Origin of the sequence: Streptomyces sp. NPDC007264, from assembly GCF_042869095.1 — a bacterium.
In the GTDB taxonomy this organism is placed as follows: domain Bacteria; phylum Actinomycetota; class Actinomycetes; order Streptomycetales; family Streptomycetaceae; genus Streptomyces.
The window spans coordinates 54,850-79,064 of the sequence record NZ_JBIAFD010000003.1 but is presented as its reverse complement, the minus strand read 5'-3'; the positions used below and the strand labels follow the sequence as shown (position 1 = coordinate 79,064).

The window sequence follows — 24,215 nt, the reverse complement described above, 5'->3', positions numbered from 1 at the left end:
GCAGGTCCGGTGGGTCATCGCCGGTCGTCATCGCCGACGGTCCGTTCCCTGCGGGTGGGCCGTTCGTCCCTGCGCCGGTGCTCGCCCCTCGGGTCTTGTGCCGGAAGCCGCCCGAGGTCGTCGAGGGAGATGGCGTCCTCGCCGGGCAGGCCGGGCCGGGCGCCCTTGACCTGTTCGATCCGGAAGTGGACGGTGAGCCCGAGCTCGCGGGCCAGCTCGGCGAACTCGTCGAGCCGCTGACGGGCCTCCTCGCAGCGGGCGTCGTCGAGTTCCTGCTCCTTCCGGCTGCGTTCGCCGGGCGCCCCGCGGTACATGGTGGCGACCCGGAAGGTCCCGTCGACGAGGGTGGCGCGCAGCCAGTGGTCGGGCTCCCAGCCCTCGGGGGTCCAGTCGAGACGGAGTTCTCGGCCCTGGGTGACGGAGGTGTCGGCGAGGCCGCCGTGGCGTTCGGCGAGTTCGGCGAAGACCTCGGAGCACTGGGCGTAGACGTAGAGGGCGGCGAGGTGGTCGTGGCGTTCGCGGACCCGTTGCTCCACGAGCCGGCGCTCGGTGGCGCCGAGCAGGACCCCGTCGTCGAGGACCCGGTGCAGGGCGGCGACGGCGTCGGGTGCCTCGGGCAGGGGCTCGGCGTACTCGGGGGGCTTCCGGGTGAGGAAGTCGAGCTGCGCGGCGGCCCATTCGGCCTGTGCGCGGCGGGCCTCGGCGTCGCGGTTGGCGTCACGGACGACCCGTCGCGCGTCGTTGAGGTGGCGCTGCGCCCTGGTGGGGCTGTCGGCCGCCTTGCGTACGGCGTTGCCCACCGCGGCGGCCGCGAGAACGGCGGTCCTGGGGTCGGCCTGCGGGTCCAGGGCGGCCAGGATGCCGGCGCCCACGTGCCGTACGGCCTCGATGTCGTGGGCCTGCTCGGGTGTGATCCGCGACGGCACGGCGGAGGGCTGCTCCTCCCGCTGTTCTGCGTCGGCGGTGCGGCTCTCCATGTGCCGGGCGAGCATGGCGGCCTGGCGATCGCGGAGCATGCGCCCCCACGCGTCGTCCGCGCCGTCCGTGTCGACGCCGGACACCGCGGTGTCCACGACGGCGGTGAGCCGGCGTATCTCCCAGGCCGTCCAGATCTCCTCGGCCCGGCGGACGTGGTCCTCGAACCGTGCGAGTTCCCGGCGGAAGGTGCCGAGTTCGCAGCCCACGGGTTCGAGCGGCGGGGGCAGGTCGGGCTGGGGCGGCGCCTCGCCGTCTCCTCCGCCGCCGGTGGTGCGGACGCGGCGCATCCGGCACAGCAGGGCGGTGCGGCGGGCGTTGGCCCGCGCGGCGGCGTAGGCGGCGGCCTGCCACTGTTCGGCGAGGGCGGCGGCGATCTCCTCCTGCCGTTCCAGGCAGTGCAGTTCATCGGCCGCGCGGACGGCGGCCTGGGCGAGGACGCGGGTGGTGAGCAGGGCGGCCCGGCCGACGAGGAGGAATCCGCTGAGCGATTCGAGGACGTGCAGGGCCGCGCCCGCCCCGTGACTCGCGGCCTGCGACACGTCGAAGCCGTGGGTGAGGGGAGAGGCGCCGGTGTGCGGCAGTACGAAGTCGCCGACCGGCGGGGGTGGTGGCGGGAAGGTCACGGCGGGGGCCACCAGATCGAGGGAGGGGATCGCCAGTCCTGCGCTCATGCGTGACTCACCCTGCCCTTCGCGCCGCGGTCAGGCCGCGCCGCACGTCGGTCCAGCGGGCCTGCCGCCTGCGCCGCTCGCGGCGCCAGACGTGACAGCGGCGCACGCTCCACACCGCGACGGCGAGGACTGCGGCGAGCGGCCAGACCCAGGGCGCGGCGGCGACCGCGTAGCAGCCGACGAACCAGACGAGGCAACCCAGGACGGCCGCGACCGGTATCAGGGTGCGCAGCCCGCGGGACAGCGTCCGCCGCGCGGGGCGTTCGGAGGTGCGGATGATCAGCCCGGCGAGCGAGCGGTGGGGGTGGTAGGCGGGCGGGCCGATGTAGGCGGCGGTCAGCAGTTCCGTCGCGTAGACGGCGGCGGCGGCCGGCAGGGCCTCCAGCCAGGCGATGAGGACGGCGTCCTGAGAGGCCCGGTTCGCGACGTCGGCGAGCTGGATGACCAGGGCCCAGGGTGCGACGACGAGGGTGGCGCCGAGCAGGGCCCAGCTCAGGGTGGGGATGCGGTCCTCCTTGCGCATGAATGCGACGACTCCGTCGGTGTCCTCGTCCATCAGCCGCTGGATCTCGTCCTCGATCTGCTGCCGGTGCCTGCCCTCCGCCTCGCGCAGGGCGTGTTCGGCCAGGAGGGCGGCGGCGACCAGGAGCGGCGGGTCGTCCTGCCCGGCCGTGCCCAGCCGGTCGAACCAGGGGACGGGGGCCGCCAGCCGGCCGCGTACCTGGGCGATCTCGGCCTCGAGGCGGGCGGCGGCGCGCTCGGGCTCCCGGGCCAGTTCGAGGAGGCGTGCGTCGACGGCGGTGGTCTGTCGCAGGGCCCGGCGGACGCGATCGCGTCCGGACAGGTCGGGGTTGCGGCGCAGTTCGCGGGCGAGGTGCGGCCAGCGGTCGCGCAGGGCGGTCCAGCGGGCGGCGGTGTCGTCGAGGCCCTGGCCACGCGGGAGGCGGGCGAGGGTGGTGAGGATCTCCGGGGCGGAGGCCAGGTGGCGTACCAGGTCAAGGGCCTCGCCGTCGCCGGCGCGGGCGGCGCGGCTGAGCGCGCGGACGCCCTGGACGCTGAGCGGGATGCCCCAGCGGGCGGCCTCGCGGGAGGGACCGAGCCAGGTGATGAGCCGGACGGTGGTGCCGGGCCCGGGCCTGCCGCTCAGTTCGTCGCGGAGGGCGGCCAGGCGGCGCAGTTCCTCGGGGCTGCGTCCGCCCGTGGTCTCGAACTGGGCGAGCCAGGCGGCGAGTCGGCCGCGGCTGCCCTCGTCGTCGAGCAGGTCGGCGGTGGCGGCGTGGTGCAGGTCGAGGGCGCGGGCGAGGTGTTCCGGCTCGGTGAAGCTCTCGCCGAGGAAGTCGAAGGGGGTGAGGCCGGTGTCCGGTTCCCGCACGAAGGCGGCGGGCCGGTCCCGTTCGACCTTCGGGGACTCGTGCCGCAGCCAGGCGTCGACCTGCTCGGCGCCCCACCGGCTCTCGGGGGCGCGGGTGAGGAGTCCCTCGCAGAGTCTGCGGGTGCGGGTGTCCGTGATGCCGCTGACGTCGGGTTCGTGGGTGGCGATCTCGTACAGGACGGCGGAGTCGCTGTAGAAGCCGAGGGGATGTTCCCCCAGGGAGAGTTCGGCGAGGATCATGCCGATCGACCACCAGTCGCCCTCCTCGGAGACGGTCTGGTGCAGCGTCACGGCCTCGGGCGCCAGGTAGCGCGGCTTGCCGCGCCAGTCGCGGCCGGCCTCACCGGCCGGTTCGTCCTCCGCGTCGGCGACGTGGACGGCGACGCCGAAGTCGACGAGGACCAGGTCGAGAGAGCTGCCGCGGCTGCTCTGCACCATCAGGTTGTCCGGGGTGATGTCGCGGTGCACGATCTCGTGGTCGTGCAGTGCGGACACCGCCCTGTGGAGCTGCCCGGCGATCTCCTCGATGCGCGCGGGCGGCAGGGCGCCCGGGTTCTGTTCGGTGTGGGCGGCGAGGTCCACCTCGCCGTGCGAGCGGAACACCTGGTAGGGGTGGCCCTCGGTCTCGCCCTCCTCGACGAGTTCCTCCAGGTGACGTCGCTGCTCCTCGTCGAGGAGCCGCCGTCCTTCGCCGAGGAACCGGACGACCTCGCGGTCCGGAGAGTGCTGCCAGTGGTACCACTTGAGCACCAGGGGCGCCTCGTCGGGTCCGGCACCCGCCCTGCGTACGCGCAGGACGACGGCCTGGCTGGGGCGCTCGGCGGTCTGGATCGTCTTGACCAGGACGAACCGGTCGGTGAGAGCGGGCGGTACGTCCCCGAGGACCGAGCGGGTCTCCCGGGCATCGGAAATGAAGCCGCCCTTCGCGGGAGGAACGAAATCAGTCACCGTCCGGCCTTCCGGGAAGTCGTCCCCGAAAACGGTGGTGCCGTTCGGGCGGAAGGGGAACGAGAATACAGACGGGGCCCGCACCCGAGGAAGCATTATCCGAATTTCGGTGACCACTCACGGATGCCGATGTATCCTCCACATTTTCTCCCACCGCACCAGAGGTCACCGGATTACCATGCACAGCATGCGCACCCTTCCCACGCATCAGAGTCTCGTCGAGGAACTGCGGGCCATTCGGCGCCCAGGACTGCCCAGGCTCCGGCACTGCCCGCACGAGGGGCTGCGTGAGGTCGCCGTCGTGGCCGGCCTGTGCGCAGGTGAGGGCGACGAACTCGTGGGGATCGAGCGGCTGTTGGCCGCCGCAGCCCAACGTCTCACGGGCGGTGGGCCGTTGCGTGACGAGCCGGACTGCGACCCGCTGGCGCGTGCGGCGGCACACACCTTCGGGCTGTTCGCCGACCGCCGCGGGGTGGCCGCCGCGGACCGCAGGAAGGCCGCCGCCGCCGTCTACGGGGTGACCACCGAGCGGTTCCGCAGGAGCCAGGAGCCCGAGCTCATGTCCGAACTGGCGGCCGCGGCACTGGCGTTGGCCCGCGAAGCAGGCACGGCCCGCGCCGCCGCCACCGTCCACACCGCCGCCACCGCGACCATCCGCGCCGCCGTGACCACCGACACCGGCACCGTGACCACCGACACCGACACCGGCACCGTGACCACCGACACCGGCACCGCGACCGCCGACGGCACCGGGACCAGCATCCCTGAACCACCTCCCGCCCGGCCGGTGCCCCCACGGACGGCGAACCGGATCACGGTCCAGGTCTGCCCGATCGAAGCGGTCCGGGACGCGGACATCCTGGTCTCCTCGGAGAACACCTACCTGGAGATGTCCAAGATCTTCCGGTCCACCGTCTCCGGCGCGCTGCGCCGCGCGGCGGCCGTGCGCGACGACGCCGGGAAGATCGTCGACGACGTTCTGCCGAGGGAGTTGAACGCCTGGCTGCGCAGCCACGGCCGTACGGGCCTGTCGGTGCGGCCCGGCACCGTGGTGCCCACGGCACCGGGTGCGCTGGCCGCGCACGGGGTGCGGCGCGTCTATCACGCCGCGGTGTCCATGCCGGTCGACGGCGGCGTCCGCTATCACGTGGCACCGGCCGTGCTCGCCGAGGCGGTTCGCGGGGTGTTCGCGCTGGCCAGGACCGAGCGCGAGACGCTGTCCGTCCGCCTGTCCACCATCTGCTTCCCTCTGCTGGGCGCGGGCCAGGGCGGCCTGCCCGCCGACGTCGCGGCCCGCTGGCTGCTGTGGGCCCTGCGGCAGGAGTTGTACGAGGACAGCACCTGGCAGGTGCGCCTGGTGGCGCGCCGCCCGGAGCGCGCCGAGATACTCAGGACCGAGGCGCTCAGGGCCGCCAACTCGGCTCCTTGAGCGATACGCCCGCCTCCTTCAAGTTCCGTTCCACGGCGGTCAGTTCGCCACGCAGCGGCACCCCGTAGATACGGACTGCCGGACCGCTCCCGTCGTGCTGGACCACTGCCTGGAGGCGCGCCCCGGTGGCCCGGCGTTCCAGGTGCGGGGCGTAGCGGGCGACTCCGCGCGGGGTGAGCGGGCGGATCCGCTGGTTCGCCGACCCCCGCCACGCCAGCGGGGTCGGCTCGGCCACCCGGAACCGGCCCGTCACCACGGCGTCCGCGTGGGCGAGCGCCGGCTTCTGCTCCTCGGTCAACTCCTCGGGCTCGTAACCGGTGTAGACGAGCAGGTCGGGCCCGCCGACGGTGCGACCGCCCACACCCCGGCCGCCCGCGCCGGGCCCGCCCACACCCTGGCCGCCCGGCGCCGTACGGTCCCGCAGCGACGCGGCACCGGACAGCAGGGCGGCCAGGGCTCCGGGCTGCTGGAAGGGCTCTCCCCCGCTGACCGTGAGCCCGTCCGCACCCCTCTCCAGGGCGTCACGCCACAACTCCAGCAATCCTGAGAGGGAATGGAGGCTCCCCCCTCGGGCATCCCAGGTGTGACGGGACATGCAGCCGGCGCAGGCGAGGGAGCAGCCCTGGAACCAGACCCCGAGACGACGTCCGGGCCCCAGCGTTTCCACCGGGAAGTGCGTCCCGCTGATCCGGACCCGCATGACCGCTCCTTCTTCTTCCTGCCACTGCCCGGGAGTATGTCGAGTTCCGGAATCCCTCCGCAATGCGGCCGCCTTCATTTCCCGGCCTCCTGGCGGCCGAAATCCGGTTGTTTTCCGGCAGGGTGCCTGAATGATCAATTCCGGTGCACTCGCGGCTCTCCACTGTCGTTCCATTCCGCTACTCTCTCCGTCATCGCGCAATGATCCCCCTTGGACAGCGCGGGAAACGGGGGTTTCTTCGAATGATCAATTCCGGCCGCACGGGTGGCTCCGCCCGCAGACTGAGGATCGGCTTCCTGTCCGCCGCCGTCGCCCGCGGCCACGGACGACGTGACGCCCTGGGACTCGTGGACCTGCTGGCCACGGCCGGGGACGGCCCGGACCCCGGCGACGACCGGCTGCCCCCGTACGTCCTGGGCATACGGGCGCAGCTCACGCGGAGCACCACGCGGCTGCGTTCACGGCTGCTGCTCGGCAACCGCGAGCTCGTCGAGCGCATACACGCGGAGTCCGTCCGCGTGGTCACCCAGTACACGGTGCGCGGCGAGCCGGCGCCGGCCGCGCTCGCCCGGTTCGGCAGGACGGTCGGCGACTGGCGCAGTTCCGCCGCGGTCTGCCGGTCCCGTGCCCAGGGCCTGGTCGACGAGGTCAACCATCTGCTGGCCTGCTACTGGGACGCCGCCTGGCAGCGCGCGGGCCGGGAGCTCGCCGGCCGGGGGCTGGCCGACCGGGTGCCCGAGCTTCCCGAGCGGCGTCCGAGTGGCTGGCTGCCGGGCCGGGCGGAGCTGGACGCGACCTGGCACCGCCTCGACGACGGCCTGCTGTCCGACCGCTGGTACGTCAAGGACGCACGGGGGACGAACAGTTACGGCCCGTCCGACCCGGGCAACGCCAAGGGGGGCCACCGCCTGTCGGGCAACACCGCCCCGGGCACCCCCGCGCCTGCCGCCCCGGCCGCTGTCGAGCAGGCCCTGGCGATCCTCGACTCGCAAGCCACGTACGGCACTCCGGCCGCCGCCGGTGGCGGCCCGTCGCCTCGAAGCGGCGGCCGGTGACGGGCCCGCACCGTCGTCCCCGATCCCCACTCGTCAGGAAGGTCCCCGAGGTCACCGTGCCCAGCTCAGCCCGCACCCGCGCCCGATCGACCGCCCCCACCCACACCCGAACGCACCTAGTGCCCCAACAGGCAACGTTCGCGCCGTCGCGGCGCCCCCGTGCGGCCGCGCTCCTCGCCGTGATCCCGTCGGCCGCGCTGCTCCTCGGCGCGGTCTCGTGCAGCAACCAGCCGGACGAACTCACCACGCCCTGCGGTGTGGTGGTCGACGGTTCCGGCTCGGGTGCCGCGACGAAGGACGGGTTCGACGCGAAGAAGAAGCTCGAGGAGACGCTCGTCCCGTTCCTCAAGGAGCAGAAGTGCGGCACCGTCGAGTTCGCGCCCATCACCGCCACCTCGCTCAGCTCGTCCTGCAAGGTGGACCCGGTGGACCTCGACCCACCGCACGGTGCGACCACCGACGTGGAGGCGGAGCGCACCAAGGCGCTGCGCATCGCGGCCAAGACCTCCCTCGACGAGCTCAACTGCGCCCGTGACGACCGGCCGGGCTCCGACGTGTGGGGCGGGATCGACCGGATCGCCGAGAAGATGCCGACGGACGGACCGGCCGCGAAGCTGCTCGTGGTGAGCGACTTCGAGCAGGCGGACCCCGAGTTCTCCATAGGCCGCGACGGCAACATCGCCACTCCGGCGAAGCGCAAGTCGTCCATAGACCGCCTGGTACGCGACCGCGGCCTGCCCGGCATCCGGGACATGGAGATCTTCCCCGTCGGCTACGGCATGAAGTACGCGAACAAGCCGAGCCGGCAGAAGCAGTTCGAGGCGTTCTGGACAGAAGTACTCCAGGAAAGGGCGAAGGCCCATGTCGACACCGAATACCAGTGAGCCGCGCCGCCAGCGCCGCACACCGCTCGACCTGATCCCCGGCCGGGACCGCGGGCAGCGTGCCACCGGCGCGGGGAGGACGACCGCCGCACCGCTGCCCCGCACCCGGGGCGGCGGCCCCACGGTCATCAGCGACCCCGCCGAGAGCAGGCTCCTGAAGACGGCGCGGGCCCGGGGCGGCCGGGCGGCCCGGCGGGGCGTGGTCGACCCGTGGATCCTGCAGAACGGCGACCGTGTCCCGTACTTCGTCGAACTGGCCGCGGTGCGTGACCGCGTGATCGGGCGAATAGGAGAGGAGGCCGGGCTCGCCGAGGAGCAGGCACGCCTTGCCGATGCCCGCGCCGAGACCGACGTCAGCCGGTGCGAGGCCGACACCGCCCTGATCGAGCACGAGTTGCGGGAGGCGGAGGAGAACATCGCCACCGCCAAGGGGCAGTTGGACCTGCTGGCCCAGCGCGCCACCCGCTGGAACCGGTTCCGCGACTCCGTCCGGGCCCGTCTGGAGGCGCGCTGGATGGAGGCCAGGTTCCCCTCCGCCACACCGCCCGGACCGGCGCGGGGCACCACCGGGGACGGGCTCGACGGCGGCCCAGGCACCGCGGGTGACCCGGGTGACCCGGGCGACTCGGGCGGCCCTGGCGACCCTGGCGAGCAGCGGGCGACGTACCCCGAGGCCGCGGACGACGAGGACCCCGAGGTCCTGCAGTCCGTGCCCCGCACGGGCGAGGCTCCCAGGGCCGCGGGGACCGACGACCGGCACGGTGCGGGCCGCCGGCAGGACGCGGGCGCGCCGGGCACGGGCCGGCAGCAGGGCGCCGCGTCTCCGTACGGGGAGCCGCTGCACGGCCTGCGGGACCAGCTCCGCCCGGCCGCCACCGACGTCTGGGAGGGCCTGACCAAGCGACCGGGGATTCCCGCGTGGATGAACTGGTCGATGCTCTTCGTGATCTTCCTGGTCGAGCTGCCCATCTACTACGCGGCGTACGAGTCCTTCCACGGCATCGGGGTGCTCAGCGCTCAGGCCCAGACGCTGGTCCTCGCGCTGGGCACCGGAGTGGCCATGGTGTTCTTCCCGCACCTCGCGGGACGGATACTGCGCTGGCGCCCCGCCACCGGCTCGGTCCGCTCGTCGTGGATACCGGCCTACCTGCTGATCGGCGTGTGGATCTCGCTGACCGGCTTCCTCGGCGTGCTGCGCTCCAAGTACCTGCTGCAGGACGCGAACGGTTCCGGGACGGGCACCGGGACCGGGGACACCGGGGGCTTCGCCGGTCTGGGCGGTGGCGCGGCCGACGGGCACACCGACACCCTGGTCGAGCGGCTGCACCTGTCGTCGACCACGGTGACCTCGCTGTTCGTCGCGCTGCTCGTGCTGTCCGGCGGTATCGGCCTGCTCCTGGGCCTGTTCCAGGAGCACCCCTTCCTCAAGGTGTACCGCAGCGCGCTGGAACGCCGTACCGAACTGGTCGCCGACCACCAGCGGAGCGTGGCGGCCACGGAACGCGCCCGGGCCACCATGAGCACGGCCCAGGCCCGCCGGGAGCACCGTGAGGAGGCGAGGGAGGACCGGATCCGTGCCGTGCACGCCCTGTACGACGCGGCGGCGGCCGCCTATCTGGACGGCGTGGCGACGAAGTCCGGCGACCCGGCGGTGACGGAGGCGGCGATGAAGCTGTCGCGCACCTGGCCGCTGCTGCCGGCACCGGCACACCGCTGATCACGCGGCCGAAAGGCCGCACCCGCGGAGGGAACCCCGACGCCCCGACGCCCCGACGCCGGGGTTCCCTCCGCCGCGGCGTGTCAGGGCGCCACCGGCCCCACCGGCTCCGAGATCACCGCACGCAGCGGGCTCAACAGCCGGTTGATCTCCTTGCGGTCGGGGCCCGAGGCGAGCCGGTAGCACTCCTCGGGCCGGGACTCGAGCAGGTCCGCGCCGCACCGGTCGCCGAAGAACTGCAGGGCACGGCGCGGCATGCACCGCTTGGACGTCCAGCACAGCCCCTGGGCCTTCGTGCTGTGTTCGCGGACGAGCCGCACCCAGTAGCGGGTCTGCGCGTACTCCAGGCTGGTCACCAGCCACTCGTCCTGCCACACCGCGGCCAGCCCCTCGGCGCTGGTGATGTCGACAAGGCTGATGTCCGAGGTCGTGCGGACGGCAGAGAGCAGATACCGCGACGCCTGCGCCCACGGGATCTGCCGTGCGGCCGTTCGGTCACCGAACTCCACGGACCTCAGAAGTACTTCGGCGAGGGCGGTCACCGGGTCGAGTGCGGCGTACAGATAGGGGTAGGGGTCCTTGTCGGTGGAGTCGAAACGGCTGCCCTTGAAGTGTTCGTGCGCCTGCCGGGTGTTGAACTGCCCGACGTCGTAACGGGCCGAGTGACAGCGCCAGATGAGGGACCCGGCGGGAAGGCGGGTGAGGACGGGCTCCATGGTGACGCCCTCGGGAGGGATCTGCCCGGGCATCAGTCGGCCTCCACCAACTCGGCGGCTGCGCCGACGAGTTCCTCGTCCGGCAGGGTGCCGAGGAGTTCCGCCGGGACACCGCGCAGCCATGTGTTGGCGGCCAGCCACCAGTCGGCGGCCCCCCAGGGGTCGAGGTCGGCCCGGAGCAGTTCGTTGATCCGCCGTACGACGGGCAGGGGTTCGGCGGTGCCAGGCCTGAACTGGAAACGGGGGTAGCGTGTTCCGCCTCCCGGCTCGGCGAGCCCGATCAGTCCGGTCGGTTCCTGCCCGCCGGTGAGCAGCCGGGCGTACTCGTCGGAGGACAGGGCGGGCTGGGTGAGCAGCCGGTCGCGTGCCGTCCGCAGCAACTGCTCCGGTTCGGGCGGTGCCTCACCGAGGATGCCGATGAGTTCCGTCACCCGCGTGACGGGTGGCAGGGGCAGCGGTCCGGAGCTGTAGCGCCGGCCTCCGGCCAGGTGCTGGGCGACGGGGTGACCGGGCGGCAGCACCGACAGGGCCCGCCGCAGCCGGCGCAGGGCGCGGGCGGTGCCGGGGACGCGGCCGGCGGTCGTCTCGTCGCGCATGTCGTGCAGCGCGGCGACGACCTCCTCGCGCGTCTTCTCGTCGAGTTCGCCGCGGAGCAGGACGCCGTTCTCCTTCAGGATGCCGAGCAGTTCCGTGATGCCGCCGCTCATGCCGGAACCCCCTCCTCTCCATTCCTCTGCCGTGCCGCCGGGGCGGGGTTGCCCTGGTGGACGAAGGCGGCCCAGGCCTCGGGCCGGTCGCGGAAGTCCTCACGGAGCCGGTACTCGCTCAGGCCGTCGAGGGCGGGCACCCGTGGCCGCCGGCCGGGCGCGGTGATCATCCAGCGCTGGGCGGCGCGCAACGCGTCCGGCGGGGCGAGTCCGGCGGCCAGCCGGTCGTGCAGGACCAGCATGAGGATGTGGGACGTCCCGTCGAGCACCTTCCACCGGGACCCGACGGCGTCCGTGGCGAGCCGGTGCACCAGGACCGAGGTCACGGTGAGCGCCTCGTCGTGATCGCGGGTGGTGAGGTCGGTCTCGCAGGCACTGCACACGACCAACGGTCCGCGCGTGACGGCACGTTGCCGGCCGGGAGGCGTGTCGAGAATGGCGCTGAGGGCGAGGTCGGCCTCGTACGCGCCCGCCGCCGACTGCTCGGGCGTCGGCGCCAGTTGCAGCGCCGAGGTGGTGGGGTCGGTGCCGGCCGAGCCGTGACAGGCGAGGTGTACGAGTGAGGCGGCGCCGTCACCGCTCCGGCGCAGCAGCGCCAGGACGGTGTCCGGGGTGGGCGTGGTGCCGTTCTCGGCGGTGTACAGGGTGCCGTCCGGATAGAACTCGGCCATGAGGTCGGTGACCTCGTCCTCCGCCCAGTCGAGGTCGTGCCCGTGGTACACGAGCACGGGCCGCTCGGCCGGCCGCATGCGGTGCCGCGACGCGGCCCGCAGGAACTCCCGCCCGGAGGCCGCGTGCGTGAGGACGGCGACCTCGCAGGCCCGTACGGTCCCGGGGGCGCCGGCCTCGCCGTGCCCGGCGGGCGGCCGCAGCACGGCGGCCTGCCACGGCACGACACCGAGTTCCCCGCAGGGCACGAGCACCAGCCGTACGGCGGTGCCGCCCCCGTCGTCCGTACCCTCCTGGCGTGGTTCGGCATCCGGTTGACCCGTGAACCCACCCTCCGACAACGCCCGCTCCCACAGCCCGAGTTCGCCGAACACCGGGCCCAGGACACCACCGGCCCAGTCGCACAGCGCCTCGAGGGCGGTGGTCCAGGCCCGCTGGGCCCGGTCGTGTTCCTGGTGGGACACCTCGGCGTCCGTCGTCTCCAGCTTCTGCCGGTGGGCGCCTGCCTTCAGGAAGGCGGCCACGGGAGCGCGTCCCCGCCCGGACAGCTCCGGTGAGGCGACGGCCCGCACCGGCGCCTGTCCCTCCGGGGTGACGAGGAGCAGCGCCCCGTCCTCCGCGTCGTCCCCGGGCAGCAGCAGGACCAGGGCGTCCGCATCGCAGCGTGCGAGCCCGGTACGCAGGGCGGCCACGGTCTCGGCCGCGGGCTCGTCGACGGTGCGGTTCCTGTCGCGCAGGAGGGCGAGTGACTCGCGCCGCACCTCGCTGGGCAGTTCCGGGCCGCCCTCGGGCGAACCGAGCAGCAACTCCTCGATCGGGGACCAGGACGTCCCGGTGGCGACCCGGGCAGGAGGCTCCGCCGTGGCGGCCCGCCAGCGCCCGGCGAGTTCGCCGGCGCCGAGTGCCTCCAGCCGGTCGGCCACCCCCGCCGACTCGGCCGCCGCCTGGAGCACCAGCGAGCGGCCGGCCTCCAGGGCGCCGACCGCCTCCTCCGGATCCCCGGCGCGCAGGGCCCACAGGGCGGCCTTGCGCCCCTGGTCCGCGGCTTCCCGGGCCACTTGCAGGGCGTGCCGCGTGTTCGCCTGAAGCAGCACGGTGTCCGCCGACGCGCGGAGGGAGTCCCGCGCGGCCGAGACGGCTGCCCGCAGGTCGTCGGCGGGTGCCTGCGCGCCGTCGGGTGCCCGCACGCCGTCGGGTGCCCGCGCGCCGTCGGGTTCGGGTGCGGGCGCGGGCGCCACGGCACGCAGGGCGAGGCTCTCGGCCAGCAGTGCGTGGACGGAGCTGTTGCCCGGCGCACCCGGGGGCAGCTCCTCCCGGGCGGCCTGCAACTCCCGCACGGCCTCGTGGAGGTGCGCGCTCTCACCGGTGAGCTCGTACATCACTTGCAGGGCGATGGCGAGCGCGGTCCTGACACGCATCACGAAGTCGAAGGACACTCCTGGGCGGCCGAGTACGGACCGGGTGCGCTCGATTCCCTCCGCGAGGCGGCCGGGGTCCCTCTCCACCAGCGCGACGAGGGAGAGGAGGGGTGCCCAGGTGGTGTCCATCAGCGTGCGCATGACCGGAACGTTCACGTCCTGCCCCAGGACGTGCTCCAGCCGGTGCGCGGCCATCCGCACGTCCTCCACCGACCTGGTGAGCAGGGCGAGCCCCAGATACGCGGAGGCGGCCAGGAAGGAGGGCCCGAGCCTCATCCAGTCCTCGTACCCCGAGGACCCCTCATCGAGCTCGTCCTCCAGTTCCTGGAGCTCGGCGATCACGTCCTCGACACCGTCCGGGTCCGCGTCGCCCAGAGCGTCGTCCAGTTCCTTCCGGAGACGGATGACACGGCCCAGCAGACGCATCGCGCTCACGTCGGGGCGGTCGTCCTCCGGAGCGAACCGGTCCATCTCGCGCAAAATGGCGCCGGCCATCTCCTGGTCCTCCAGGCTGCCGCCCATCATGGCGGCCATGGTGAGCAGCCCGGCCGACACCGGCAGCAGCCATCCGGTGAGCTGCTGAGAGTCGAACTCGTCGGCCGTGAAGGCCTCGTGCATCAGCCTGAGCGCCTCGGTCAGGCTCGTCATGTTCCCGGTGCGCATGGCGAGAGAGAAGTGGGCCATGGCCGCGATCATCCGGGACGAGAGCTCAGGGGCCTCCCCGTCTGCTCCTGGGGAAACCAATGCCTCGACGAGACGTGGGAGTTCCCCGCTGTCGAGGGTTCCTGGATCCCGTACGTCGGCGAGTGCCGCGATCTCCGCCAGATGACTCATCGGGTCGAAGGGACCGTCGGCACGGGGTGCGGAGCCGGTCCCCGTGCCCACCCCTGCCGTCGCGCCGGCCTCCGCCTCGGCGAAGGCGGCGTCCCCGAAGAGCGAAACTGCCGTTGGCACGAGGGAGTTCAGCACATGAGTCAGAAGCGAGGTCGGGCCCTGGCCGGTGTCCAGCACTCGCTGTCCGGCGGCCACGAAGCCCCGGATGTCGTTCCGTCGGACCGCCTCCAGGGCACTGGCGAAGATCTCCGCCTTTTCCAGGAGTTCGCGAGGCATGTCAGCGGGGGCCTGTTCGCGGAGCAGCTCGAACAACCGGTAGGTGTCCTCCGGGAGACCGGAGCCGCCGTACTCGGCGGGCAGGCCGACCTCGACCGCCTTGCGCAGGTCGTCGAGCCGCAGGCCGCCGGGGCCGTCCTCCCGCAGTTCCGGGTACTGGGCGTGCACTCCCACCAGCCGCGCCATCAGCAGGGCGAGGAGGTTCGCGTGGGCCTTGAGACGCGCGTCCTCACCCAGCACCTGTGACACCCGGGCCGCCTCGAGCAACTCCTTGGCCCGCACCCGGTCCTCGGGCCGCCCGTCGAGGACGTACCTGGTGGCGGTCAGCGCCCCGAGCCGGGCCTCGACCAGGGCGAGAGGCCGTTCCAGCGCGGGCGCCTTCCGCAACTCGTCGGCGACCGAGCGCAGTTCGCCGATCAGGACGTCCAGTTCAGGGCCGCGCACTCCGTCATGCCGCTCGGCCGTCAGTGGCACGGGGCCCTCCGGGGCGCGGGCCAGCAGCTCGTCGGCCCGCACCGACAGGGGGTCTTCTGCGTCCGACAGCGAGTCCCCTGCGTCCGGCGGCGTGTCGCCGGTGTCCTTCGGCGCGTCCCCCCTGTCCTTCGAGGCGTGCCGGAGCGAGTCGTCCATCCGCCATCCCTCCCGGCTGCCATCATGCCCGCCGGACCTCGCGTATCAGGCCATCTCGACGCCAACTGCCGCCGCACAACCGGAAATCGACCGACTGCCGCCCTTTACCGGCGGACCACCGGCGGCACACACTGCACCCCGCACACCGTGGGAGGCACGCGTGATCGGGACTCCGGACCCGTACGAGGAGACGACCGAGGACGACTACGCCCGCGCGTACACGGCCCGGTTGGTCGTCACGCCCGTCAACGACGAGACGATGGTGTTCAGCGGCGTCTGCCCGCGGTGCGGATGTGCCTGCACGTTCGTGGCCGCCCGGCGGGCGTACCGCTGGAGGCCGCGGGGCCGGTTGCGCGGTGCCGTCGGGATCCCGGTGTACTGCACATGTACGACCGAGCACCCCGGCCGCCCGGCGGACGAGAAGGGCTGCGGGGCCTACTGGAACGTCAACCTGGACCGGACATGACGGCCGCACTCCGCGGCCGCCGTCGCGAGTGGCGTGTCACGGCCGGCCCCCCGGCGACCCCCGCCGACCGCCAGGCGGCCCGGCGTGCCCAGCAGTCGCTCGCGAACGAACTCCCGTTGGCCCGCAAGGCGGCACAGGCCTGGAGCCACGGTCTCGCGGGACTCTTCGTCGGCCTGCTCGGTTTCAGCCTGATCAAGGGCCGCACGGACGTCAGCAAGCTCGCCACGCCGTACGCGGTGGGTGTGGCCGTGGCGCTGGCGCTGTCCCTGCTGTGCGGGGCGTCGGGCGCGTATTGCCTGCTCCGCGCGGCGCACGGCGCGCCCAGGCTGATCCGGCTCCCGGCGTCCGCGGGCCTCCTCGACGCCGACGACCACCTCGAAACCCTCCGTACGGTAGGAGCGTTGCGCCGCGGTGTCGGTCTCACCCTGGCCTGCGGTGCCGCGCTGGTGGGCGCGGTGGGGCTGACCTGGTACGGCCCCGTCCAGGACGACCCGAGGCTGCTGGTCAGGACTCCGTCGGGCAGCTTCTGCGGCGAGGATCCACGCGTCGCCGACGGGCGTCTGACGCTGAGGACGGACACGGGTGAGACGACGCTGGACCTCACCAAGGCCCTGTCCCTGACCGCGGTCGACACCTGCCCGGCTGCGGCCGGGACCGGCGAGTGAAGTTCCTCCCCGGGCCTGCTCCACCCAGCCCCGCAGGCCCTCGGGGCGCCGACCTCGAGCTCCGGCGGGACGCTCGGAGCACGGGGGACGGGCGGAACCGCCGGCCGGCAGCGGGCAGCGGCCAGCGGGCAGCCGGTGATCCGGACCGTGGGCCGACGGAACCGACAGATCGGTGGCACACGGTCGCGGGTCGGCAGGACGCGCACGTGGACGCGGAATGCCGGGACAGGGCGTTTCATCGCCGCCGTGTCACCCGCGGCCGCGCGGCGGGGCGGAATCGCCGTCCACCGCCTGTCTCAGATGCCGGGCGAGCTGCTGGAAGATCGACCAGGCCCCGGGGTCGGTCCCGTCGCCGAGAACGTAGTGGAGGGCTGGGCGGGCCGCGTTGCCGAGCCGCCGGGGAGGGGGACCGGCCGGTGGGTGTTCGGCGTGGGTGAGGCCCGGCTTCTCGACTTCGTCGTGGCCGAGCGTGAACGCTGTGGGCATGGGCAGCGGTTCGAGGCGCGGGGGGATGGTCAGGTCGCGGCGGCCGACGCGGAGCGACGTGAGCAGGGAGACGAGGCCGTGCTCGGCGGCGAGGGCCGTGGCGAGGGCTTCTGTCGCGTCCAGGGGCGGCTCCTCGCCGCCGCCGTAGCCGAGGGCGAGGCTGATGTCCTCTTCGACGCCCGCGGGCGTGCGCAGGATGCGGAGGGTCGCCAGGGCGGGGCGGTCGGGACGGCCGATGGCCGTCAGCCAGGTGGGCTGGGGTGCACGGGCGCGGGCGAACCCGGTCAGCCGGCGGGTGGACCAGGGGAGGCTGACCGGTTCGGCGGTGCTCCAGCCGGCGGGCGGGGCACCTGTGAGGTGCTGGAAGGCGGTTTCCAGGGCGTTGCCGAGGACCAGTTGCTCGTCGGCCGGGTGGCGGGTGCGCAGGGTGAGGAGCAGCTGCCGCTGGCGAGTCGGAGTGACGGCGGTGAAGGCGTCGGCGACCGCAGGGGCGCCCTTGTCGTCACGGACCGGGGTGAACGTGCCGTTCTTCCAGTGGAGCACGGCACCGGACAGGCCGTCGTAGTAACCGTGTTCGGGGTGTTGGACGACCCAGCGGTTGGGCAGGGAGCGCAGCGCGGCGCGGGTCGGCAGCGTCAGGCGGGTGGTCGGCGGGGTGACGATGTGCAGTGCGCGCTCGTTCTCCGCCGCCGCGCGCAGGGCGTCGGCGAGCCAGCTGGTCATGGTGACCAGGGGGCGGTCCTGGATGACGACGGCGGTGCTGGGGGTGAGGACGTCGACGGCGGGGTTGGCGGTGACGGGGACCGGGACCGCGGAGACGTCGGTGGTCAGGGGCACCACGTCGGTGGTGGCGGCTTCGGGAGGCCAGACGATGCCGCCGAGCACGGTGGCCAGGCGGCCGGCGAAGGAGCCCGCGAGCCGGGCGGCCTCGGCGACGGTGGTGGAGGCCCGTGCCTCGGTCCACCACACCGGCCCGTCGGGGACGGGGCGGTCCAGCAGGCGGGCCACCTCCCCGGGGACCTGGACCAGGATCGGTGCCTCCACGGAGACGAGGGGGCGGCCGTCGGGGGCGCAGAGCTGGACGACGGCGCCATCGGCCATCGTTCCGACGACGAGGTCGGGACCGCCGGCGTACAGACCTGCGAGGAGGGTGCGCAGGTCCGGCATCGTGGGGGTGAGGGCGATGACGTCCTTGGTCACGAAGTCTCTTCTGGGGATCTGTTCTTTGACGAGAACGGTATTGATGAGCCTACGGGCGCGGAGGGGCACCGACTCGGGGCGTCGGTTGCTGCACTCCTGAACCGTCAACCGGATTCGGTCACACGGCGCGCGTGAATCGTCGATCAGGTGTCGACCTCGCCCACCCATCCGAACTGCAGAAGTTCCTTGGGTAGATATTCGGACTCGACCTCGATCGGCAGGCCCGCGTCACGGGCCATGCAGGCGATGGCGAGAGGGCCGAGAGCGACCAGTCCTTCGCCACTGAGGGAACGGCTCTCATCCGCGGTCCAGTACTCCTTGTGCCAGGTGAGAGCATCGGCGAGCGCAGTGTTGAACTGCTCTGCTCCCTGGCGTTGGTAGCGATGGAAGAGCTCGAGGGGCGGGTACAGGATCTTCAGCATCAGTTCCCTGCCCGCGATGCGCGCGGTTTCCGGATCGGTTCCGTTCATTGCGGTTACGAGCGTGTCCCACATGGTGGGCCAGCCGAACCAGGCGTGCTGCAGGGTCTCGACCCAGGCGTAGATGTATTCGTCGAACTCCACCCCGGACGCGCGGAGGAATGCGACGGGAACCTGGGCCAGTCGGTTGAGGCGCTCATTCTCTCTGCAGACTGCTGCCAGGTAGTAAGTGGTGAGCCAGTTGCCCGCGTGCAGGTACTCCTGGGGCCCTGTCGCAGGCAGATGCTTCACTTCGCCGTCCACCCCGACACGGCAAGCGACTGGCCCCGTGGTTGCCACCCCGGCGTCGAAAAGGGCGCAGCCGACCTGCATGGCCGTGACCCACGCTTCCCACGTTGCGAACATTTCAGCCGTAGGGTCTGTCAGGCACCGCCACTTTGCCACGATCAGTGTGTAGTCCAGGGCGTCGAAGCGGTCGAACTCCGACGTTTCGAGCTCATCAAGAACTTCCTTGGTGCTTTCGATGATCGGGGCCATGACATCGACTGCATTGTCCGTTCGGAATTCGTGGCGTGGAATGTGGGTGGCCACGGGCTGCTCCTCTGGCTAGAGCTTGAAATAGTCCATTATGGCACCAGCATAGGAGGAGCCGCTTGGCTTGACGGCCTTGACCCGCAGGTAGTGCAATTTGCCCGCTTTCAACGCCTTGCGGAGGTCTGCCGCGATTTCGGCGTCCGCCCGCCCCGGCGTGTCATCAGACCGAGGATCGACCGGACATACGGCAGTGTCCCTTGCTTGACTCTCATCCCCTGCGCGCCGCCGTCGTCGCCGACGTGCGGGTTCGCCGGGTCTTCGGGATCTGCGACGCCTTGGCGCCAGTCCAGGTCGCCTGACGGGGCCTTCGCCTCGACGATGAGACGCTCGTCGCCGCCGAGGTTGTAGGCCTGGTCGAACATGTCCGCGCCGTTGGGCGTCTTGGGGAGCGTGATCTCTTGGGCTGTCGGAAATTCGTTCCGTACCACATGAAGTGCGGCAGCTTTTTCACCCAGTGCCTCGGAGATCTTGCTGTTGTTGGGTACGTCGCCGAGTTGGTGGTCATACGCTTTCTGTGCTTCCTCGAGAGTCGCGCGAGACTCGGGGGAAGGAGTCTTCTCGTATACCTTTTCCGCATTGGTGAGTTCGAGGGCTACTTTACGATCCGCCGTCACCTTGTCGAGTTCCGGGAGATTTCCGTCAGGAACGGTGTCTCGCCCCAGTGGTTTTGAGCCGAACGTGGTCTCCGATGGGCCGCTCGGCATTTCGTACTTGGCGATCCACTTACCGTGGAGGTCCTTCTTCAGAATGGGCAGTTCGACGCCGTCTACTTTGGTGCTCTTGCGCAAGCGGTGACCGCGATCGTCGTAGTATTTCTTGCGCCATTCCGGATCGTTGGCCTTCCTGACGAGCTCGTCCTGAATGCGTTTCCGTTCCTCGGGCGTCAGTTCCCGGTCCGAGCCATGCTCGTTTCCGTGCGCCTGGTGGTCGCCGGAGGGCGTGGCCGTGTCGTCGACGTGCCGTCCGTGATTCTCGCCGGCGCCGCCGTCCGAGCCGCTGGAGTGGTGTGACGCTTCAGCCGTCCCACCGTGCGGCCTCTCCTGAGCGCCGCTACCCCTGGAGTCGTGGCCCGCCCCGCCGTTATGTGTGTCAACTCCCTGCGAGGCGTGTGCTCGACCTCCGCTCCCAGTGTGTCCCGCAGGACTGCCGAAACCCCCGTCGGGGTGTGCCGATGCCTGTGGACGGTGTGAGCCGGCGCCGACCCCGGCCAACTCGCGCTCCGACGGCTTCGTCTGCTCCGGCGTGTTCTGCGAGTCACCGGGGTGTTCCTGCTTCGGCGTGTCGGAGATGACGTCTCCGTGTTTGTCGTAGGCGACGAATTCGCCGTTTTCGATGACGACTTTGGAGCCGTCGTCGAGTTCGATCACGCTGTGGAGGCGCCCCGCCCCGGTCGACGTGTCGACGCCGGTGAAGATCTTGGAGGTGACGTCGGAGAGCTTCGGCAGGGTGTTGATCGCCTTGCCGGTCGCCTTGAGGCCGGCGGAGACGGGGTCGATGAACTCGCCGACCTTGGCCGCGACCGACGCGCCCTTGGCCAGGGCGCCCGCCTTGCTGCCTTTCGAGGCGACGGCCAGGGGGCCGGCTCCGAGGGTGAGGACGTTGAAGACGACGGTGGCCGAGGCGCGCGCCGGGTTCTCGTCCCACTTGTCCCAGGCGACGAGACTCTTGGCGAACTCCTTGGCCGCCTTCTTCGAGCGGATCTCGTCGGCGCTCTCCTTGTCGGGGCCGACGGCCCAGTCCATGAAGGCGTCGTAGGGCGTGATGGTGTACAGGCCGATACCGGTGACGACGTCCTTCAGGCCGCTCCATGCCTGCCCCGCCGCCTGGGAGCCGTGCCCGCCGAACAGCGTGTACAGGCCGTCCAGGCCGCCCTCGATGTTGTCCTTGACCAAGCCGTCCCACACGAAGCTCTTGGCCCCGTGCCCGAACCAGTCAAGACTCCAGGCCTCGTAGGTCTGTTCCTCCGGGCTGCCCCAGGGCAGTTCCTTGGCGTGTTCGAGGGTGTCGAGGCCGTAGCCGTACATCACCGTCTTCTTGTCGACGGTGTGGCTGCCGTCGTCCGTGACGAACTTCGGCCCACCCACGATCGAGGAGATCTTGGATGCGGCGCGGCGTTCCGCGTCCTGGAAGGCGGACTGCGTGGAGGTGACGCCGTCGAGGAGCTCCTGGTGCCGGTGCACCTTCTCCTCGTCCTGGGTCCAGTCGTCGTGGCCCTCGACACCGGCCACGAAGTCGACGGCGTCCGCCTTGAGTCGGGCCAGCCGCTTGGCGAGCGGGCGGGCCTCGACGGAGTACGTGTCGAGCGCGTCGGCCACCGTCTCCAGCTTGGTGGCGAAGCCGTCGGCGTTGTCCATCACCGGCTGCGTGGTGCCGAAGAGTTTGTCCGCCTCGGGAGCGGTGTAGTAGGCCTCCAGCATCTGGAAGCGGGAGTGGATGTCCATGCCGCGGTCGCGGATGCCGATGGCGTCGGTGCGCAGCGCGGAGACGTCCTTGTCGAGCTCGCTGAAGTCGCCTGTGAACTGGGGTATGCCGGACGGGTCGATCACTTCTCCCCGGCCCCCTTGCCCGCAGCCGTGTCGCCGCCCTGGCCCGGCAGGTCGATCTTCGGTGTGGCGAGCGCCTTGTGCTCGGCGCGGGCGGCCATCTCCAGATCCCCGGCGACGTAACAGGCCGTGGCCTCGCGCGCACCGTTGACCGATTTCGCCGCCCGGGCACCGAGGAACAGCACGTCCGGGGCCGTCTTTTCCACGAACAGCGCCAGTGCCGCGCCGACGGGTCCGGTCGGGGCGAGCCCGCAGTACGGCCCACTGATCGTGCCGGCCGAACCGGCCGCGCTCTCCACATCCTTGCCGTACGCCTTGACGTCCTTGGCCAAGTCGTCCATCGCGTCCTCGACGAGCGAGGTCACGAACTGGACGCCGGACGATGAGATGTCCCACTTGGTCATGCCGAACCCCCGTGGAAACGATGCCTGCTCGCCGTGAACGCTCTCCATGCAGCCGTGACGTCAAGTCGACGCGCCACGCTGCCGACTTGGCCCTGGACAAGCGTCGGCTGGGCGGTGTCGTCGTCCGGCTCCGTCGTGGTGCGAACCCGCTGGCGTGTCGCGAACCTCGCCGAGCTGAGGGTGCCCTTGCCGACTCCGAGCGGGTAGTGGCCCCTCGTGCCGAACTTCTTCACTCACCCACCCCATGCGTGCGTCGTGCACGGTTGCCCGACCGCCTCCGAGCCCCCGAGTCACGCAGACCTCACCGCAACTCGAACATTGTCTCGTGTCGCGAGTTGCAGACGCAACGCGACAAGCGGTGAGGCGGAGTGATCTGGTTCATGCGCAGCCTTGAGGCGAGCCGCGTTGCATGCGCTCGCGTCGAGGGCGTCGAGCTGGGTGATCCCGGCTGGCAGGGGTGAGGGAAGTGACTGAGTTCGCCAGGCCGCGCCGCGTGTTCCAGGTCTGGAGCTACGACCCTTCGCACCGACAGCTCATCCTGCGAAGCGATCCGTCCCGGCTGGACGGCACGACGACCCGCGTGGAGGTGTGCTTCGGGCACGTCGAGTGCATGCTGGTCCGGCCGACCTATCACTTCCTTCGGATCCGGCGGGCTTCTCCTGACGGGTTCCGGCGTATCTCGGATGCCGCGGGGATCCCGACGGAGGACATGGACTCGACATATCTGATCGTTCCCGAGGCGTCCGCCGCCCACTCGACGCGTGTACGCCCCAAGAGTTGGTGGAGGCATCATCGGAGGGCAGGTCTGACGAGGAATTCCTCGGTCGGCCGGCGGAGCAGGTCGGTATGCGGAGACACGGCCTCTTCCTCGTTGCCGGGCTGGCCGTTGCGGACGGCGCATTGCAGTTCGACGATGCGGCCGGCCGCGAACTCCCCGGTCTGGTGCGGCACGCACTCGGCCTGCCTGCGTCCGGCCGTCGGCGACTGCGTGACCGTGCCCGAGCGCTGGCCGAGGTGCCGGACACCGGTTCTCCCAGAAAATGGCGCCCGGTTGAGCAGTATCCTCCAGGGTTCGGCTCGCTCCTTGTGCGGATGCTCGCCCTCCGTAATCTGGGATGGTCGTCAGCGGCCAAGGTGATGTACCTGATGTCCGGTGTCTATGTGTCAGCGGCGACCATCGGGCAGGTGGGACGGGGCGTCAAGGAACTCGACGCGGAGCTCATCAACGGCTTCGCTGCCGTGCTCGGAGTTCCGGCCGCGGTCCTGGTCGACGTGACCGGCATGCACCGAACAGTGGTAAGCCGTGAGCAGCCTGCGGAGATCACCGAAACCGCCGCGCTGCTGTGGGACGTTCGGAATCTGACCGCGGCGCAGGTGCGGCACCTCTCACATGGTGCAGATGAGGGCCCGCGCCCGGGGGAGGTCCGCCCCTCCGGATGCGACAAAGAGGAGAAGACAGAGTAAGACGTTCTTCGACTGCCGGTGGCGGGGCGCAGGTGTACAAGTCGGTGGCAGGCTGAACGGCGGTAGGGGACGATCGCGAGGGCACGGCACGGCCCTTCTCTCGCCGCACGCACACGAACTCGTTGCGGTGTTGAGCGCTGTGGTGCCGTGCTGACGACAGATCGATGCTCGGCCTGACCTTTCCATGCCGGGCCGGAAGGACGCGTGTGTCACTCGCTCTTGAAGATCGCTTGGCCATCACCGAACTGATCTCGTTGCACGGCCACCTTGTGGACGACGGAAGCCTGGACCGGTTGGAGGAGTTGTTCACCTTCGACGTTGTCTACGACCTCACCGACTTCGGCCAAGAGCCGCTGTCCGGGGTGGCGGCCGTCCGGGAAGCGGCGTGGGCGCTGGGAGCCGCCAACCCCGTCGCGCATCACGTCACCAACGTCGTCGTCACGGCGTCGGCAGACGGCCGGGTACAGGTCCGATCCAAGGGTCTGGGCATCAAGGCGGACGGCTCCTGCGGTTCCGTCTCCTACGACGACACGGTCGTGCGCACCGCCGACGGCTGGCGCATCAGCCATCGCAAGGTATCGCCACGCCGTACCCCCTTGGGCGGGATGACAAAGTCCGGCTGACCAGGCATCTCTCGCCCGGTCCCAGCCGGTGAGGACAAGATTGTGCAGGCGGGCGATGCCAAGCATGGCGTGGTGGAGGCCATCGCTTGAAGCGGCAGTCGCGAAGGATCTTCCAGATTTTCATGCGGGTGAAGACGTGCTCGACGCGGGCTCGGACTTTGCGGTGGGAGGCATTGTGCTCCTCCTTCTAAGCGGCAAGTCCGTCCTGGCCGGGCTTGCGGCGGTGTGCAATGACCAGGCCCGTGCCCCGGTATCCGCCGTCTGCCTCAGAAGCGGCGGTCCCGGCGGTCCCGGAGCGTGAACGGACGCGACGATCCTTCGAGCCGATCGCGTTGTCAGTCCCCCCT

The 24,215-nt window shown here is 71.5% G+C and carries 18 protein-coding genes and 1 pseudogene; 8 read left to right on the top strand and 11 right to left on the bottom strand.

Features of this window, described 5'->3' with window-relative positions; translation table 11 throughout:
• Positions 1-14 precede the first annotated feature (14 nt).
• Together ACFYMU_RS05420 and ACFYMU_RS05415 are read right to left on the bottom strand one after the other, a co-directional pair.
• Complete coding sequence (locus ACFYMU_RS05420) at positions 15-1,649, bottom strand: hypothetical protein (RefSeq protein WP_388368159.1); 1,635 nt, start codon at positions 1,647-1,649, stop codon at positions 15-17.
• 7 nt (positions 1,650-1,656) lie between these two features.
• A complete protein-coding gene (locus ACFYMU_RS05415) occupies positions 1,657-3,969 on the bottom strand; it encodes a protein kinase (protein ID WP_388368157.1) in 2,313 nt (770 codons plus the stop codon).
• A gap of 187 nt (positions 3,970-4,156) precedes the next feature.
• On the opposite strand from ACFYMU_RS05415, the gene ACFYMU_RS05410 reads away from it, so the two are divergent.
• On the top strand, positions 4,157-5,398 hold the full coding sequence (locus ACFYMU_RS05410) for a macro domain-containing protein (protein ID WP_388368154.1): 1,242 nt from the start codon (positions 4,157-4,159) through the stop codon (positions 5,396-5,398).
• Here ACFYMU_RS05410 and ACFYMU_RS05405 read toward each other — a convergent pair.
• Complete coding sequence (locus ACFYMU_RS05405; RefSeq protein WP_388368152.1) at positions 5,373-6,098, bottom strand: 4Fe-4S single cluster domain-containing protein; 726 nt, start codon at positions 6,096-6,098, stop codon at positions 5,373-5,375. The genes ACFYMU_RS05410 and ACFYMU_RS05405 overlap by 26 nt on opposite strands.
• A 242-nt stretch (positions 6,099-6,340) precedes the next feature.
• Here ACFYMU_RS05405 and ACFYMU_RS05400 point away from each other — a divergent pair, with 242 nt between their 5' ends.
• From ACFYMU_RS05400 to ACFYMU_RS05390, 3 genes are all read left to right on the top strand, one after another.
• A complete protein-coding gene (locus ACFYMU_RS05400; protein ID WP_388368149.1) occupies positions 6,341-7,153 on the top strand; it encodes a hypothetical protein in 813 nt (270 codons plus the stop codon).
• 119 nt (positions 7,154-7,272) lie between these two features.
• Positions 7,273-8,037 (top strand): hypothetical protein, encoded by a 765-nt coding sequence (locus ACFYMU_RS05395; RefSeq protein WP_388368147.1) that lies wholly within the window; start codon positions 7,273-7,275, stop codon positions 8,035-8,037.
• A complete protein-coding gene (locus ACFYMU_RS05390) occupies positions 8,015-9,754 on the top strand; it encodes a hypothetical protein (RefSeq protein ID WP_388368145.1) in 1,740 nt (579 codons plus the stop codon). Before ACFYMU_RS05395 ends, ACFYMU_RS05390 begins: the two co-directional genes overlap by 23 nt.
• An 83-nt stretch (positions 9,755-9,837) precedes the next feature.
• On the opposite strand, the gene ACFYMU_RS05385 is transcribed toward ACFYMU_RS05390, so the two are convergent.
• From ACFYMU_RS05385 to ACFYMU_RS05375, 3 genes are read right to left on the bottom strand one after another with little or no spacing between them, the layout of a single operon-like run.
• Positions 9,838-10,503, bottom strand: a complete 666-nt coding sequence (locus tag ACFYMU_RS05385; RefSeq protein WP_388368143.1) for an RES family NAD+ phosphorylase — start codon at positions 10,501-10,503, stop codon at positions 9,838-9,840.
• Positions 10,503-11,177: a hypothetical protein gene (locus ACFYMU_RS05380; RefSeq protein WP_388368141.1), complete on the bottom strand. Its 675-nt coding sequence runs from the start codon at positions 11,175-11,177 to the stop codon at positions 10,503-10,505. The genes ACFYMU_RS05385 and ACFYMU_RS05380 overlap by 1 nt, the downstream gene beginning before the upstream one ends.
• Positions 11,174-15,004, bottom strand: coding sequence for a CHAT domain-containing protein (locus tag ACFYMU_RS05375; protein WP_388368138.1), 3,831 nt, complete (start codon positions 15,002-15,004; stop codon positions 11,174-11,176). The genes ACFYMU_RS05380 and ACFYMU_RS05375 overlap by 4 nt, the downstream gene beginning before the upstream one ends.
• A 160-nt stretch (positions 15,005-15,164) precedes the next feature.
• On the opposite strand from ACFYMU_RS05375, the gene ACFYMU_RS05370 reads away from it, so the two are divergent.
• Positions 15,165-15,470: a hypothetical protein gene (locus ACFYMU_RS05370; protein ID WP_388368135.1), complete on the top strand. Its 306-nt coding sequence runs from the start codon at positions 15,165-15,167 to the stop codon at positions 15,468-15,470.
• Positions 15,467-16,135, top strand: coding sequence for a hypothetical protein (locus tag ACFYMU_RS05365; RefSeq protein ID WP_388368132.1), 669 nt, complete (start codon positions 15,467-15,469; stop codon positions 16,133-16,135). The genes ACFYMU_RS05370 and ACFYMU_RS05365 overlap by 4 nt, the downstream gene beginning before the upstream one ends.
• Positions 16,136-16,384: 249 nt before the next feature.
• Here the strand turns inward: ACFYMU_RS05365 and ACFYMU_RS05360 are convergent, their stop codons facing one another.
• The 4 genes from ACFYMU_RS05360 to ACFYMU_RS05345 form a co-directional block, all read right to left on the bottom strand.
• On the bottom strand, positions 16,385-17,821 hold the full coding sequence (locus ACFYMU_RS05360; RefSeq protein ID WP_388368129.1) for a DUF6177 family protein: 1,437 nt from the start codon (positions 17,819-17,821) through the stop codon (positions 16,385-16,387).
• Positions 17,822-17,964: 143 nt separating this feature from the next.
• Positions 17,965-18,831: an immunity 49 family protein gene (locus tag ACFYMU_RS05355; RefSeq protein ID WP_388368126.1), complete on the bottom strand. Its 867-nt coding sequence runs from the start codon at positions 18,829-18,831 to the stop codon at positions 17,965-17,967.
• Between the two features lie 107 nt (positions 18,832-18,938).
• Positions 18,939-21,380, bottom strand: a complete 2,442-nt coding sequence (locus ACFYMU_RS05350; RefSeq protein WP_388368123.1) for a hypothetical protein — start codon at positions 21,378-21,380, stop codon at positions 18,939-18,941.
• On the bottom strand, positions 21,377-21,781 hold the full coding sequence (locus ACFYMU_RS05345; protein WP_388368120.1) for a DUF6507 family protein: 405 nt from the start codon (positions 21,779-21,781) through the stop codon (positions 21,377-21,379). Before ACFYMU_RS05345 ends, ACFYMU_RS05350 begins: the two co-directional genes overlap by 4 nt.
• Positions 21,782-22,558: 777 nt before the next feature.
• On the opposite strand from ACFYMU_RS05345, the gene ACFYMU_RS05340 reads away from it, so the two are divergent.
• Together ACFYMU_RS05340 and ACFYMU_RS05335 are read left to right on the top strand one after the other, a co-directional pair.
• Entirely contained in the window at positions 22,559-23,245 is a 687-nt protein-coding gene (locus ACFYMU_RS05340; protein ID WP_388368117.1) for a hypothetical protein, read from the top strand.
• A gap of 206 nt (positions 23,246-23,451) precedes the next feature.
• Entirely contained in the window at positions 23,452-23,868 is a 417-nt protein-coding gene (locus ACFYMU_RS05335) for a nuclear transport factor 2 family protein (RefSeq protein WP_388368115.1), read from the top strand.
• Between the two features lie 24 nt (positions 23,869-23,892).
• Here the strand turns inward: ACFYMU_RS05335 and ACFYMU_RS05330 are convergent.
• A pseudogene (locus ACFYMU_RS05330) lies at positions 23,893-24,136 on the bottom strand (transposase family protein); the annotation flags it as partial.
• Positions 24,137-24,215: the final 79 nt, after the last annotated feature.